This is a genomic window from Xanthomonas sp. 10-10 (assembly GCF_040182365.1).
Taxonomy (GTDB): domain Bacteria; phylum Pseudomonadota; class Gammaproteobacteria; order Xanthomonadales; family Xanthomonadaceae; genus Xanthomonas; species Xanthomonas arboricola_F.
Map to the genome: position 1 here is coordinate 843,179 of NZ_CP144460.1, position 14,236 is coordinate 857,414.

Below are 14,236 nucleotides of genomic sequence, written 5' to 3' on the forward strand. Positions count from 1 at the left end.
TCGCGTTGGGTGCGTGCCGACATCGACGATGCCAGCATTGCCGGAAGACGCGACTGACATGGCAACGTATAACACGGGCCGCTGCCAGGTTCCCGACGCTCGAAGAACTTGAGCGCCCGCGGAATCATCGAAAACCCGGGAGCACACTTGCTCAGTTCAGACGACCAACCACGCGCAACGCCGCGGCCGTGGCCATATCGTTCGGATTGGTGCCGGGCAGGCCCTGCGGCACGGCCATGCCCTTGCTGCGATAGAACTCGGTCCAGTATGGCGACACCTGACCGGTCTGCAGGTTCCTGAAGTTCATCGGTTGCAGCGCAAACACGTGATGTGCGCGGAAGGCGCGCTCGATGAAGTCCGAGCAGTAATAACTGTTGTCGTCCTGCACGTAGGTCTGGTTGTACGGTTTGCCGAGCATGCGCCGCGCCTGCGCGATGGCATCGGAGATGGCAACGCGATGCTCGGGGGTGAGCCGGTACACGACGACCTGCCGGTGCCTGGCGGTGGCTTCATCGATGAACGCCTGCAAGGGTTGCTCGCGCGAGCCATGTTCGTCCGCATGCAGCACCACCTGCGTATCGCCGGCATGCGCCACCAGCGCGACATGGTCGAAGCTGAGCTCGCCCCGTGTGGCGGTCGCGTCGTCGATGGCGCCGCTCAGGCCGGTGCGTGCCGCGGTAACGAACAGCAGGTCGCCATCGTGCACCCGCAGCGCAAGCGCGGTGCCGGGCAATAAGGCGATCAGCAGCAACAACAGCACCGGGGCAATGCGCATGGTCTGAGCTTTCAGGACAACAGTGCCGGCATTATCGCCGGGATGCATGCCCGCTGCGCCGGGCAGCGGGCCGCTTGCGTGCCGGCAGCGCCACGCATCGACGTCGCTGACCTGTAAACTGCCGCTGCCAGCGGGCGTCGCCGCCGCCATCGCGTCGCGGCAATCCTTTGTGTCCACTGGAGTGTTGCATGCGTTCTGCTGCTACGTTGTCGCCGATGGGGCGGCTGTTTGCGGTTGCCGCCTTGATCGAAGGCGTGACCTGGGCCGGGCTGTTGCTCGGCATGTTGCTCAAGTACGGCACACAGACCACCGAGGCGGTGGTGTGGCTGTTCGGTCGCCTGCACGGCGGTGCCTTTCTGTTTTACGTACTGGTCAGCGTGCTCGCCGCGCTGCGGCTGCGCTGGCCGTGGTGGGCCTGGGCGCTGAGCTTGCTGGCCGCGCTGCCGCCGTTGGTGACGGTGCCGTTGGAGATGTGGTTCCGGCGTATCGGCTTGCTTGGCCAGCGGCCGCCGTTGGCAGGTTGAGGTGTTGCATGCGGGTCGCCCACTTGCAACGCGGATCGGTGTAGGTTCGGTGCGCGCCGCACCAGCCAATGTGCGTGCAGTTTCTGCGTTGCAATCCCGTGCGGGGAATCGCGTACGCGTAGACGCGGCAGCGCTCGTTTGCCACCATGCGCCTCTCAAGGACAGATCGTAGGGGCGATATGCGTGACTGGATGATGGGCGTGCTGAGTGTGCTGGCGTGGGGAGTGGCGAGCCCGGGATACGCGCAGGGCGCGCCGGAGAGCGTGGATCTGGTGCCGTATCTCAAGAGCGATCAGTTCGAGCGGATCAAGATTTCGCCGTCCGGTGCGTACTTCGCACTGACCATGCCGCTGGAAGATCGCACCGTGTTGGGCATCGTGCGGCGGCAGGACAAGGTGGCCACGGCCAAGGTCACCGGCGGCGTCAACAGCGTGGTGGACGATTTCTGGTGGGCCAGCGATGAGCGCATCGTGGTGTCGATGGCGCAGCGGCTGGGCTCGCGCGACGAGCCGGTGGCGATCGGCCAGCTGCATGCCATCGATGCCGACGGCAAGAATGCTCGACTGCTGGCCAGCCCGTACGGCACCAACCCGGACATCAACGGCGCGCAGTTGAAGATGGACCTGGACCCGGCCACCTACATGCTGGATACCTTGCCGGGCGACGCGCGCAACATCCTGGTGTCGGCGGTTCCGTTCGTGGGCGATCCCAACGTCCGCATCGACAAGCTGGACATCCAGACCGGCCGGCGCACGACCGTTGCCACCTCGCCGGTACGCCGGGCAGGATTTGTGACCGATCAGCAAGGGCGTATCCGCTTTGCCAACGGCCTGGACATCAGCAATGTCAGCAAGCTGTATTACCGCGACAGCGACGATGCGCCGTGGCGGCTCATCAACGATGCGGCCAGCAGCAAGCAGCGCCAGTTTCCGCTGGGGTTTTCCGCCGATGGCAGCCGCGCGTATCTGCAGGTGGAGCAGGCGGCCGGTACAGATGTGCTGGTAGCGTGGGACCCGGCAACCAGCAAGACGACACCGCTGTTGCACGACGATACCGTGGACCCATACCGCATCCTGCGCGATCTGGATGGCACCACGCCGATCGGTGCGTCGTACATGAGCGATCGCGTGCGCAATCGTTTCTTCGACGAGACGTCGCCCACCGCCAGGCTGTACCGCAGCCTGGAAAAGGCCTTCGACGGCAACGCGGTCTATATCACCTCGGCCACCAGCGACCGCCGCCTGGTGCTGGTGTATGTGTGGAGCGATCGCAACAACGGTGACTATTACCTGTTCGACACGGTCAGCAAGAAGGCCGACCGGGTGTTCAGCCGCCGCGAATGGTTTGCGCCCGATGGCGTGCCGGCGACCAGGCAGGTGAGCTTCAAGGCGCGCGATGGCCTGTTGCTGCATGGCTATCTCACCCAGCCATTGCATGCGCAAGCCGGCACGCCACGACCGTTGATCGTGATGCCGCATGGCGGCCCGTTCGGGATCTTCGACAAGTGGGAATTCGATGACGACACCCAGCTGCTGGCGGCAGCCGGCTACGCAGTGCTGCGCGTCAACTACCGCGGCTCGGCCAACTACGGCTATGCATTTACCCAGGCCGGTGCCAGGGAGTGGGGCGGACGCATGCAGGACGATGTCACCGATGCCACCCGCTGGGCCATCGGCGAAGGCATTGCCGACGCATCGCGCATCTGCATCTATGGCGCCAGCTACGGCGGGTATGCGGCGCTGATGGGCGTGGCCAGGGAGCCGGCGCTGTATCGCTGCGCGGCCGGCTATGTGGGTGTCTACGATCTGGACATGATGGCACGCGATACCGGGCGCTCCGCGCGCTGGGCCAGGAACTGGACGGTCGATTGGCTGGGCGCACGCGACACCCTGGCCGCGCGCTCGCCGGTGACGCTGGCACGGCAGATCAAGGTGCCGGTGTTTCTGGCGGCCGGCGGCAAGGACGAGCGCGCGCCGATCGAACATACCAAGGCCATGGAGCGCGCCTTGAAGGGGGCCGGCGTACCGGTGGAGTCGCTGTACTTCCCCAACGAGGGCCACGGCTTCTACACCGAGGCGCATCGGCGCGAGTACTACACGCGCTTGCTGGCGTTCTTGAGCAAGCAGCTGGGTGGCGGGACCGCGAAGTAAGGGGTTGGCGTTCCATCAGGTGTTGCCTGATGGGGCGCATGATCTAGCGTGCCTGCGGTGATGATGCATGCAGCTTGATGCGTCAACTGCGGTGTGCGCGCCTCCATCTTTTGCGATGCGGTGTTGCGGCGTTTGCGTGCGCGGGTAAGGCGTCGCGGCCGGGTCCGCTCCTACGGTTCTTGGGGGTCTGGTGGTGCCCATGACCGGGGCGGCACGACGGCGCAGGCCAGCTGCATCGCCGCTGTCCCTGCGCTCCCGGTTCAATGGCTCGACCGCGCGGCACCGTCGATGGTCGACGATGCCGCATCCAGCGTCGCTTACTTCTCCGGCATCGGCTTCATTTGATATTGCGCCGGAGGCGTGGCACCGAGCAGGTGCTGCACGAAATAGTCCCAGCGGCGGCGGGCGACGTAGGGAGTGAGCTCGCCGTAGCCATGTTTGGCGTTGGGCAGCATCAGCATGTCGAAGTCCTTGTTGGCCTTGATCAGCGCATCGGCGACCAGCAACGTCAGGTACGGCGGCACGTTGTCGTCCAGCGTGCCGTGCACCAGCATCAGCTTGCCTTTGAGCTTGCTGGCGTGGGTGGCGTTGGCCTGGTCGTCGTAGTTGGACGTGCCGTCCTTGTTGACGATGTGCTCGCCGTGATACTTCTCGGCCCAGTCGTCCTCGTAGCCGCGGTTGTCGTGGTTGCCGCTTTCCGACCAGGCCACCTTGAAGAAGTTCGGGTAGCGCAGCATCGCGGCGGTGGAGGCATTGCCGCCGCCCGAATGCCCCCAGATGCCGACACGGCTGGTGTCGAACCACCGGTAGCGCTGGCCGAGTTCCTTCACCGCGGCCACTTGGTCGGGCAGGGTGTTGTCGCCCATGTTGGCGTACCAGGTGTCGTGGAAGGTCTTGGAGCGCCACGGCGTGCCCATGCCGTCGATGGCGATGACGATGAAGCCCAGTTCGGCCAGCGACTGGTTGTCGCCATGGCCGGCCAGGAAGCTGCGGCCGCGGACCGAGCCGGTCTGCGGGCCGGGGTAGACGTAGTCGATCACCGGGTACTTGCGTGCCGGGTCGAAGTTGCTGGGCTTGAACATCAGCCCGTACAGCGTGGTCTTGCCATCGCGCGCCTTGACCGTGATCGGCTCCGGCGGCACCCAGCCGGCGGCCTTGAGGCGGCTGATGTCGGCGGTGGCGATGGTGCTGAGCGTGCGCCCGTCGGCGGCATCGCGCAGCACGCTCACTGGCGGCGTGACCGAGGTGGAATAGGTGTCGACAAAGCGCTTGCCATCGGGTGACAGCGCGATGCTGTGGTCGGCGACCTCGGGCGTGAGCAGCACCGGCTCGCCGCCGTCCAGGCTCACCTTCCACAGCTGCTGGTAGTACGGGTCCACGCCCGCCACCTTGCCCACGCCGACAAACCATGCCGTGCGCGTCACCGGGTCCACGCGCAGCAGTTCGGTGACGTTGCCTTCGCCGGTGGTGATGGCGCGCTTGGGTTTGCCGGTGGCCAGGTCGTAGAGATACAGCTGGCCCCAATCGCTACGCTCGGAGAACCACACGGCCTCGTTGCTGCCGGGCAGGTAGGCCCAGTTGGCGGCGACCTGGCCGCTTTCGTAATAGGTCTTGGCGGTTTCGTCGAAGGCGGTGCGCACCGCGCCGGTGCCGGCATCGGCGATACGCAGCCAGACCTGCTTGTGGAAGCGCGAGGTCGAGGCGAACGCCAGGGTCTTGCTGTCCGGCGCCCATTTCACATCGTCCCACAGGCCCGGCGAGCAGCTGACGTCGTCGCACAGCGTGGAGCGGTGCTGGTCGGCGGGCATCTTCAGCCGCACCACGCTGGCACTGGGCACGTCGATGATGACGCGCTCGATCATGGTCACGTCCTTGTCGCCGGCCAGCGGGTATTTCCACGACTGCAGTTCCGGATGCCCAAGCTTGGTGCTGACCAGGTACATGTCGCCGGTCTTGCGCTGGTCCTGCTGGAAGGTGGCGATCTTGCGCGAGTCCGGCGACCACGCAACGATGGCGTTGTCGCTGTGCTGCCAGCCGGCGTTGTCGGTGGCGTAGCCGAAGTTTTCCACGCCATCGCGGGTGAGCTGGGTTTCCTTGCCGGTAGCCAGCTCGCGCACCCACAGGTTCCAGTTGCGGATGAAGGCCTCGCTGCGCTTGTCCGGCGACAGCACGCCCGGTTCGGGCTTGTCCTGCGCATACAGCTTGCTGCAGCGCGCACGCGCGTCGCAGACCACGGCGGTATCGCGCACGTTGAGGCGGTAGCGGCCATCGGCGGTGACCTTGACCACCGGCGCGAAGGTGTCGGCCTTGAGCGGCTTGTCGCCGGTCTTCAGGAGCGTATTGAGCGAGGCGACCAGCGCGGACTGTTTGAAGATCGGTGCGGTCTTGCCGGTGGTGGTATCCAGCTGCAGCAGCCGGTTGCCCTTGGCATCGTGATCGACATAGACCATATGCGTGGCGTCCAGCCAGTCGATGCGGGTGGCGGCGTGGTCCACCAGCGGCTGCGCGGCGTAGTAGATCAGGCGCTCGGCACGCGCGTAATCGGCTTCAGTCACGCCCGCTGCCTGCGCGCTGGCCACGGCGGGCAGCAGGGCGGTCATCAGGGCGGTGAGCAGGTGGCGCAACGGCAACGGTGTAGGCATGTGGACCTCATCAAAAGGGTGCGCGCCGACAACGGCGGTGCAACCTCGCATGCTACGTGTGCGGGCAGGGCAAGCGACCCTGCCAAACGTCGTGCCTTGCTGCGGAACGAAGGTGTCAGGCGTGGTGCCGTCGTTGCCGCGCGGCCCGCGGCACCTGCGGCTACTTGCCCATGCAGCGCTTCCAGCGCTCGTTGACCCGCTGCGCAAACCAGGCAGTGGTCAGCGTGCGGGTGATCTTGGGGCTGTCCAGGGTGATGCCGGGCAGCACGGCACGCGGTAGCGGCTTGCCGGCACTGCGCTCGGCCAGTGCGAATACCTGGCGATACAGCTCGGTGTCTTCGAAATCGGCGGTGCTGCCGGCTTCCAGGGCGCGGCGCAGCTGCCGGTCGCTCATCGCCAGCTGGCTGCCTAGCGCACGTGCGGCGCGCTCGGTGCCGCCGGGTGCCTCCAGGCTGGCGCCGGGCGTGAGCAGGTCGCCGTCCAGCGCAAGCGCGATCCCGCTGGCCTTGCTCAGCGCGGCCTGGAAAGCGGCATTGCGACTGGCGTACCAACCGGCGTTGAAGTCGGCAAAGCGGTACAGCAGCGCGTCGTAGCTGGCGGGGTAGCCCAGCAGATGGGTGGTGCCGAACCACAACCCGCCGCGGCGGCTGAACACCTCGTGGCGGATCGAGCTGTCGGGCGCGTACGGGTAGCGCGCGGCATGTTGTTCGGCAAACGCGATGCTGACCTGCATCGGCCCGGCGGTGTGCACCGGATTGAGCCCGTCGAACAGGCGCGCGCCCAGCGGCACGCTGCCGGTGAAGTCTTCGAAGATGCGGCTCAGCTCCTGCTCGGTGCGCGCTGCGGCGATACGGGTGGCGTAACTGCGGCCATCCGGCGAGGAGATGCGCAGGGCGGCATCGACCATGAAGGCCGGGATGTGGTGCGCGCTGGCGCGGCGGTCGATCTCCGCGCGCGAAATCCTGCCGAGATTGGGCACGACCGGGTTGGCCTGGTAGGTCGACTCCTGCTCGGTCACCGCCAGCACGGCACAGATGTGATCGGCGCTGGTGTCCAATGCCTGCGACGACAGCGCGACGTAGACATCGTTGGCCCAGCCCGCGCGGTCGGGCAGGCTGGCCGGCAGGCGCCGCGCGATATCGGCCTTGACTGCCTCCGGCGAGCGTTGCGGCGCGCGCGGTGCCTGGGTGGCGCAGGCCGTCAGCAGCGCGACGGCCATCAGGGTGAGCAGGCGGTGCAGGGGCAAGGTCACGGCTTCTCCAGACGATCAGGGGCGGCAGCTGCCGTGCCGAAGTTTACGTGGCTGCGCCGTGGCGTCTGTCATGGGCGGTCGGGCAAGGCAGGTTTGCGCCGCGCATATCCCGATCGTGCCGATACGGCGGTGGCGTGGTGCTGGCGCTCGAAGTGTCTGTGCGCTGGGTGCTGCGGCAAGCCCGCATCGATCGACAGCACGTGACCGGCCTCCGCTACACGCCGCGCGGCGCCGCAGAGCGCGGCGACGCGAGCAAGCGTCGTCCACCGCCCGCCGATCCGCAAAGCCGCCGCGTCATAAGACGCGACGGCCTGCTGGCCTCGCATGCAGACAACCCGGCGCGGCCAACCGCTTCATCCACCCGATTCAAGACTTGCATATTCCGGCCGATAACGGGCTCGACCATGAAAGCTTGTCACGGCCTCGGCCGCTTCCACAGGTCATCCTTGCAGCCGTATGCCATCGAGCGCGCGCATTGCCGTGCAGCTCGCGCGATTCCACCGCTGTCCGACCACGGGAGTGCCCTCAGATGCCGCAGCAAACAGCCAGCCCCGGCCAGGTCAGGTGCAGTGCGGTGGCAAGCGTGTGCATGCGGTGTGGCCCCCCCTCGCAGTGAGGGGGCGCTGAGCATGCCTGCGATCGCCTGGCGCCGCCTGCTCGCTGCCTGCCTGTTGCTGTTGGTGAGCACTACGGCCTGGGCGCAGCCGCAGCCCTGGAAGGCCATCGAATCGGCCACGCTCGACGACCCGATGCAGGCGTTGCGGATCGCCCAGCATGCATTGCAGCAGGCCCGCGCCGATGGCGACCGCGATGCGCAGTTCTGGGCGCTGCTGGCGCAGGCGCGCGTGCTGATCTCGCTGGAAGACAGCGATGCGCGCCAGGCCGCGCTCACCCAGGCCCACGGCCTGCTGGACCAGTTGCATGGCAATGCGGCGCAGGCGCGGCTATGGCTGGACATCGTGCAGGCGCTCAGCGACGTGCGCGAAAACCCCAACCGCAGCATGGTGGCGCGGCTGAACGGCTTGCGTCAGCAGGCGCGCGCGCTGGGGCGCAGCGATCTGTTGTGCGAGATCGAAGCGGTCGACATGTGGAGCATGCTGGCCTCCGGGAGCAGCGACGAGGCCTGGAGTGCGGCGCAGGCCAGTTACCAATGCGCCGCGCGCGAACACTTGCTTGGCCTGGAGCTGGATGGCCTGACCCAGCTGGGGTCGCTGGCCAGCCGCGTCGCAGGCCGGGTGGTCGACGACAACGACGCCCAGGATTATCTGCAACGTGCCCTGGCGCGCCTGCACGACCAGCCGGCACGCTTTCAGCGCAGCTTGATCGAATACGAATACGGCAGCGCGCTGGCACTGCAGCAACCGTCCGCCGCCTTGCTGCACTTCCGGCGCGCGCTGGCGCTCAGCCGCGAGCTGGGGGATCAGGCCGGCGTGGCCGCAGCGCTGACCAGCACCAGCGAAGCCTTGATCAAGACCGGCGACGCGGCAGCGGCGCTGGCCATGGCGCGCGAGGCGCTGCCGTTGATGCAGGCGCAGGGAAATATCGGCCGGGTCGCCGCCTGCCACGCGATCCTGTTGCAGGCCTTGACCGCTCTGAAATCGCCCAGTCTCGGCAGCGCGATCGTCGCGGCCGAGGCGGCCGACGACCCCAACCTGAGCTTGAGTGGACGTGCGGAGCTGGTCGATGCCATCGCCCAGGCGCTGGCGGTGGAAGGGCGGCATGCCGAGGCCTACCAGCAGCTGCAGCGCGCCAACGCGCTGCGCGCGCAAAACCTGGACCGCCAGCGCGATACGGTGATGCTGCGGCTGCAGGCACGCTATGAAGATGCCCGGCGCGAAGCGGAAAACGCCGAGTTGCGCCGTCGCAGCGAAACCGCGCAGCTGGCGCTGGAGGCACGCGAAGCCGGCCAGCGCGCCTTGTGGATCGCGCTCTGTGCCGCCTGCCTGCTGCTGGTGGGCGCGCTGATCGTGCTGGCATTTGTCGCACGCCATCGCCGGCAACTCTCGCGGCTGGCCATGCGAGACGAACTCACCGGCCTGCCCAACCGCCGCGCCATCCGCGCCGAGGCGCAGCAACAGATCGACCATGCCTTGCGCACCCACACGCCCTGCATGCTGGCCTTGATCGACCTGGATCACTTCAAGCTGATCAACGATGTGCACGGCCATGCCAGTGGCGATGCGGTGCTCAAGGCGCTGGCCAGCGCCTCGCAGCTGGCGCTGCGCGCCCACGACCGCCTGGGCCGACTGGGCGGCGAAGAATTCCTGCTGGTGCTGCCGGGCTGCGGTGTGGACGAAATTCCAGCGGTGTTTGCCCGGTTGCGCAATGCGGTGGCGGCGATCGAGATCCCCGGCTTGCCCGCACAGCGGCCGGTGCGCTTTTGCATGGGCGCGGTGAGCGTGACCCCGGCGGCAGGACTGGACGTGCTGTTGAGCCAGGCCGATCTGGCGCTGTACGCCGCCAAGACTGCAGGGCGCGATCAATGGGCGGTGTGCTGAGCCGGTGGCATGCGACGGGCAGTCTGTGAGCGGCGCTGCAGGCGCGATGCGCTCGGTGAGTGCTGCACGCGGCCGGCGTTCGTGCCGGACCTGGGCATCACCCCACGGACCCGGACCGGCCCGTTGTTAAGTCGGTCGCCCGGACAGGTCGGCATGGCCTGAGCGGGCGAGCGATGGCAGCAGGTGTTACTGGCGGGCTTGCTGCAGCGGAATCTTGTGCTCGGCGGAATATGCGCGCTGTGCGGTATTCAAGGCTTCCATGTCGGTATTGAGCTGGTTGGAGACCGATTCCAGATCCTTGGCCAAGGGCTCCAGTTCGGCATTGGTGTAGCCATCGGGCAGGGAGGCGAAGCGTTCCAGCGCGGCCATCATCGTATCGGCGCTCTTGAGGTAGGCCGACAGTTTGGTGTCCAGGTCCTTGGCGTTGTCCGGCACGCCCGAGGCCACCGCGGTATTGGCCTGCGTATTGGCCGCCAATGCCTTGCGTTGGCTGCCCAGCGCCGTCTTGTACCCACCCAGCGGTTTGTGCGCGACGGCATCGGCGATCAGGCTCTGCCCGCGCTCGCCCGACACCCACGGGTCGATGATGGTTACCACGCCATTCCAGACCGACACGTTGTGCAGCAGGTAATCGCTGGAAGACAGCTTGGATGCGCCGGACGTGACGCCGCCCCCGCACGCAGAGAGCAACAGGCTGAGGGAGACCAGCAACAGGGTGGTGAACGTCTTCAAAGTGAGATCCTTGATACAACGCGGTTGCCATCGAGTGGCAAACCCGCAGGAACTCAAGGAAGCGTCCGGACATCGGTATCGCGTTGTGCAGGCCATCTTCCTTGAGACGAATGCAGCGTGAAGCCTTCCATGCACGCAGTTGCGTACGCTGCGCCGGCAGTATAGCCGCACGCCTTGTCCATGCGCGTTGCAACACCAGTTCAGTGGCGCTGCGATCGCCTTCAATCCGCGCAGACAATCCTCAACGCCTGTGTCGCGCGCGATCGCTCACGTACACTGCGCGCCCCGCAACTGCCTGGACACCCGGGTGAAAAAGCCCCGCACTGTCTCTCCGCCGGCGCGCACGCGTGGGCACCGTGCCCTCCAGACATGGTTGGTGCGCGCGGTGGTACTGATGGTGACAATCGCATGTTGTGGACGGCTATGGCTGCTGCTGGAGGCGATCGCCCGACAGCGCTATGTCAGCGTCATCCGCGGCCGCCCGGCCAGGATCTTCCATGCCGACAGCGACCCGCAGCGGTTCTGGATTTCCATCGGCTGGGATGCCGCACTGACCTGCACGCTGTTGGCCCTCATCGTCTGGTTCGCTTACGCCGAGTGGAGCGCGTGTCGCCGCAGGCGCCGGTGAGCGCTGTGGTCATCCGGAAAATAGTCGCCTGCGCTTGATGTGGTGCGTTCGTCCATGCGCTGCAGGCAGGCATGTGTTGAGCGGACGCTGATCACCAATGCAGCACGCGAACGCGGCAGCCGCGCTGCCGCACCGTATGCGTGCATGCCGTCGTCGTCATGGCGTGCGTTGCTTGCGCGCAGGCTTTTGCAGGTTGCGTTTGGGCCAGGTGTCGTAGCTATAGACGAACTGCTTCTGGTCGGCGCCGGCGGTGGGATCGCACTGCCAGGAGCTGGCAACGGTGCCGGGCTCCAGCACCCCGTCGACCTCGCGCACCGACTGCGATTCGAACGCGCAGATCGGCCCATAGCGGGCGACGTCCCAATCTGCGCGCGCGGTGGGATGCGCATGCTGCACCAACACGATGTCGCTGCCATTGAAGTGATGTACCTGCGCGCCGTGCTCGCGGTTGATGCTGAAGTAGCAGGGGGCATGCACACCCAGTGGCAGCACCTCGTTGTCGCGCAAGACCGCGCATTTGCCATCGCGTTCGCCCAGCCGGATCAGGCGCCCGGCCAGCGTTGCGGTGGTTACCGGATACCGCGCGGTGACTTCCGACATCGGCTGTGCCGGCGCGGTCTGCGCGCGTGCCGGGGCGCACAGCGCCATCAACGACGCAGCTAAAGAAAAGGTGGCCAGATGCGTGCGCATGCAACGTCCGTGTCGAGGGCGGTGCAGTATCGCAGATCGGCCCGGCGGCATGGCCGGGCCAGAAAACTAGCGCCGCACAGGCAGCGTGGCGAGCACGCCATCCAGTGCGAGCTGGGCGGTAAAGCCGGCCTTGGTCAGACGCTTGGCCACTTCATTGGGCACATCGCGGCCGCTGGTGAGTCTGTTGGGCGCGCCGGTGTAATGAAACAGCCGCCCGCCGCGGCGCAGGACGCGCGCCAGTTGGTCGTAGAACACCTGCGAATACAACTCGCCGGCGATACCGAAACGTGGCGGGTCATGCAGGATGGCGTCGACCGAATCGTCCGCCAGCGTGGCGATCTGCTGCGATATGTCGGCATGGGTGAGGTGCAGGCGCCCGCCGGCATCGGCCGCCTCCGGATTCGGCGACCACGGGTTGAGGGTGCGCAGCCACAGCACGTCGGCGTTCTTTTCGAAGGAGAGCAACTGCGCCACGCCGTCTTCCAGCGCGCAGGCCGCGAAATACCCCAGGCCGCCGCAGGTGTCCAGCACGATCTTGCCGCGTGGGTTCACCAGCGCCACCTTGCGGCGCGCATCTTCGAACGGCGATATCTGTGCAGACGGCAGCATCTTGATGCCATCGATCTCGAAAGTGGGCGCGCCCCATTCGGTCGGTACCAGTTTGATCAGTGCACTGCCGAAGCGCGAGATCGGCGCAAAATCGTCGCCACCCCAGAAATACACCGTGCGGTCCTTGAGCTTGCCCGGATAGGGAAAGCCCATGCCCCGCCACTGCCATGTCTGCGCGTCGAGCTGCACGGTATCGCTGCCGCGGCCCAGATCCAGCGACCCGGTCCAGGTGGCAAGGCCGGCGCTGCGTGCGGCCAGCAGCGCCTGGGCATCGGGAAGGGTGAGCAACGGTCCGGAGTAGTGGGTCACGTGGTCGCAGGGGAAGAGCTTGGCGGCATCGTAACCGACGAGGCGACGAGTTAAAAACGTGGTGATGCATGCGCGATACATTGCAGCGTTTGCTGGCGCTGACGGGGAACGGCGCGACGTGCACGCGGTGCCTGCCCAGGGATGATGGGCCTGGCCTGCGACGACGGGGATGCCGCCAGGCCTCCACGACTGCCGGCCCTTGCGCGAGCCCCGCCCAGGTTCGCTCACGTACGGCCTTGCGCGAGCGCCCTGCACGCCTGGCGACGGTCCACGGCCAGGCGCTCAGGGCAGGCGTCTTCGCACGATCTGGCAGGGGCGCCTTGGGACGAAATAGCGGGATCATCCGGCCAGCAGGACGCACGCGCACTGCATAATGGCTGCGTTCCCCGCGCTCCTTCCGCGTGGGGCGTCATCGAAGGCACGAGGCGCGTGATGCTCAAAGGTGTGCTGCTCGGTTTTGCGTGTTATGCGGCCTATTCGATCAGCGATGCCTTCGTGAAGCTGCTCGAAGGGACGCTGCCCGTGTACGAGGTGCTGTTTCTCGGCGCCTTGCTGATGCTGTTGGCGGTGCCGTTCCTGAAGAAGCCCGACGACCAGCTGCGCGAACTGGTCATGGCCAAGCAGCCGGCATTGTGGCTGCTGCGCGCGCTCACCGGCGCCATCGGTAATCTCACCTCGGTGATTGCCTTCACCACCTTGCCGATGGCCGAAGCGTTTGCGCTGATCTTCCTGATGCCGATCTTCGTGACCGTGCTGTCGGTGGTGTTTCTGAAAGAGGAAGTGCGCTGGCGGCGCTGGACGGCGGTGATCGTCGGCTTTATCGGTGTGCTGATCGTGCTGCGCCCCGGGTTTCGGCATCTCACCCACGGGCATGTGGCGGCGATCGTGTGCGGCCTGGTCGGTGCGATCTCGGTGATCGCCCTGCGCATGGCCGGGCATAGCGAAAAACGGTTGACGCTGTACGGGGCCGGCGTGATCGGGCCGTTGGTGATGGGCGGCATCCTGATGCTGCCGAGCTTCGTCTGGCCGTCGCTTTACCAATGGGGCCTGCTGGCCGGTTACGGCCTGCTTGCGGGGCTGGCGGCCATTTGCATGATGTACGCCACGCGGCTGGCGCCGGTCAGCGTGGTGGCGCCCACGCAATACAGCCAGATGCTATGGGCGATCGCGTTCGGTTACCTGCTGTTCCACGACCATCTGGACTGGCCGATGGGCGTGGGCATCGCGCTGATCCTGGGCGCCGGCCTGTTTACCTTGATCCGCGAAGAACAGGTATCGCGCTGGTGGCGGCGAACCAAGATCGTTTAGGCAGGCGCTGTGCGCCTCGGGATTTGGGATTTGGGATTCGCAAGAACAAGAGCAAGCGCTTCAGCGCGTCGCGACATGAGCGCAGCAGCGCTGTTGCGACTCCCGACTCCCGACTCCCG

The 14,236-nt window shown here is 66.6% G+C and carries 11 protein-coding genes; 5 read left to right on the plus strand and 6 right to left on the minus strand.

The annotated features are described in order from the left end of the window. Positions 1–151 precede the first annotated feature (151 nt). Positions 152–790, minus strand: coding sequence for a YiiX/YebB-like N1pC/P60 family cysteine hydrolase (locus VZ068_RS03605; protein ID WP_349657638.1), 639 nt, complete (start codon positions 788–790; stop codon positions 152–154). A 173-nt stretch (positions 791–963) separates the two neighbouring features. On the opposite strand from VZ068_RS03605, the gene VZ068_RS03610 reads away from it, so the two are divergent. Together VZ068_RS03610 and VZ068_RS03615 are read left to right on the plus strand one after the other, a co-directional pair. Next, the gene (locus VZ068_RS03610) at positions 964–1,299 is read left to right on the plus strand and encodes a DUF3817 domain-containing protein (protein WP_349656933.1); all 336 of its coding nucleotides are present in this window, start codon (positions 964–966) and stop codon (positions 1,297–1,299) included. Positions 1,300–1,478: 179 nt separating this feature from the next. Beyond that, positions 1,479–3,449 (plus strand): S9 family peptidase, encoded by a 1,971-nt coding sequence (locus tag VZ068_RS03615; RefSeq protein WP_349656934.1) that lies wholly within the window; start codon positions 1,479–1,481, stop codon positions 3,447–3,449. A 317-nt stretch (positions 3,450–3,766) separates the two neighbouring features. Here VZ068_RS03615 and VZ068_RS03620 read toward each other — a convergent pair whose 3' ends face one another. Both VZ068_RS03620 and VZ068_RS03625 read right to left on the minus strand, forming a co-directional pair. Beyond that, on the minus strand, positions 3,767–6,091 hold the full coding sequence (locus tag VZ068_RS03620; RefSeq protein WP_349656935.1) for a DPP IV N-terminal domain-containing protein: 2,325 nt from the start codon (positions 6,089–6,091) through the stop codon (positions 3,767–3,769). A 160-nt stretch (positions 6,092–6,251) separates the two neighbouring features. Beyond that, a complete protein-coding gene (locus tag VZ068_RS03625; protein ID WP_349657639.1) occupies positions 6,252–7,310 on the minus strand; it encodes a DUF1615 domain-containing protein in 1,059 nt (352 codons plus the stop codon). A gap of 656 nt (positions 7,311–7,966) precedes the next feature. Here VZ068_RS03625 and VZ068_RS03630 point away from each other — a divergent pair. Further along, positions 7,967–9,841, plus strand: a complete 1,875-nt coding sequence (locus VZ068_RS03630) for a GGDEF domain-containing protein (protein ID WP_349657640.1) — start codon at positions 7,967–7,969, stop codon at positions 9,839–9,841. 186 nt (positions 9,842–10,027) lie between these two features. Here the strand turns inward: VZ068_RS03630 and VZ068_RS03635 are convergent, their stop codons facing one another. Then, the gene (locus VZ068_RS03635; protein WP_349656936.1) at positions 10,028–10,573 is read right to left on the minus strand and encodes a hypothetical protein; all 546 of its coding nucleotides are present in this window, start codon (positions 10,571–10,573) and stop codon (positions 10,028–10,030) included. Positions 10,574–10,967: 394 nt separating this feature from the next. Here VZ068_RS03635 and VZ068_RS03640 point away from each other — a divergent pair, with 394 nt between their 5' ends. Further along, complete coding sequence (locus tag VZ068_RS03640) at positions 10,968–11,201, plus strand: hypothetical protein (RefSeq protein ID WP_349656937.1); 234 nt, start codon at positions 10,968–10,970, stop codon at positions 11,199–11,201. 156 nt (positions 11,202–11,357) lie between these two features. Here the strand turns inward: VZ068_RS03640 and VZ068_RS03645 are convergent, their stop codons facing one another. Together VZ068_RS03645 and VZ068_RS03650 are read right to left on the minus strand one after the other, a co-directional pair. Further along, complete coding sequence (locus VZ068_RS03645; RefSeq protein ID WP_349656938.1) at positions 11,358–11,891, minus strand: hypothetical protein; 534 nt, start codon at positions 11,889–11,891, stop codon at positions 11,358–11,360. A 66-nt stretch (positions 11,892–11,957) separates the two neighbouring features. Then, positions 11,958–12,809 carry an MnmC family methyltransferase gene (locus VZ068_RS03650; protein WP_259155429.1) on the minus strand — a complete coding sequence of 284 codons (852 nt, stop codon included), beginning with the start codon at positions 12,807–12,809 and terminating at the stop codon, positions 11,958–11,960. Between the two features lie 432 nt (positions 12,810–13,241). Here VZ068_RS03650 and VZ068_RS03655 point away from each other — a divergent pair, with 432 nt between their 5' ends. Beyond that, on the plus strand, positions 13,242–14,117 hold the full coding sequence (locus VZ068_RS03655) for a DMT family transporter (protein ID WP_046964496.1): 876 nt from the start codon (positions 13,242–13,244) through the stop codon (positions 14,115–14,117). The last annotated feature ends 119 nt before the right edge of the window (positions 14,118–14,236 follow it).

Bases quoted from the DNA above. Each gene is read 5' to 3' on its own strand.
- VZ068_RS03610 (WP_349656933.1), top strand. From the start codon at position 964: ATGCGTTCTGCTGCTACGTTGTCGCCGATGGGGCGGCTGTTTGCGGTT.
- VZ068_RS03615 (WP_349656934.1), top strand. From the start codon at position 1,479: ATGCGTGACTGGATGATGGGCGTGCTGAGTGTGCTGGCGTGGGGAGTG.
- VZ068_RS03620 (WP_349656935.1), bottom strand. From the start codon at position 6,091: ATGCCTACACCGTTGCCGTTGCGCCACCTGCTCACCGCCCTGATGACC.
- VZ068_RS03625 (WP_349657639.1), bottom strand. From the start codon at position 7,310: ATGGCCGTCGCGCTGCTGACGGCCTGCGCCACCCAGGCACCGCGCGCG.
- VZ068_RS03640 (WP_349656937.1), top strand. From the start codon at position 10,968: ATGGTGACAATCGCATGTTGTGGACGGCTATGGCTGCTGCTGGAGGCG.
- VZ068_RS03645 (WP_349656938.1), bottom strand. From the start codon at position 11,891: ATGCGCACGCATCTGGCCACCTTTTCTTTAGCTGCGTCGTTGATGGCG.
- VZ068_RS03655 (WP_046964496.1), top strand. From the start codon at position 13,242: ATGCTCAAAGGTGTGCTGCTCGGTTTTGCGTGTTATGCGGCCTATTCG.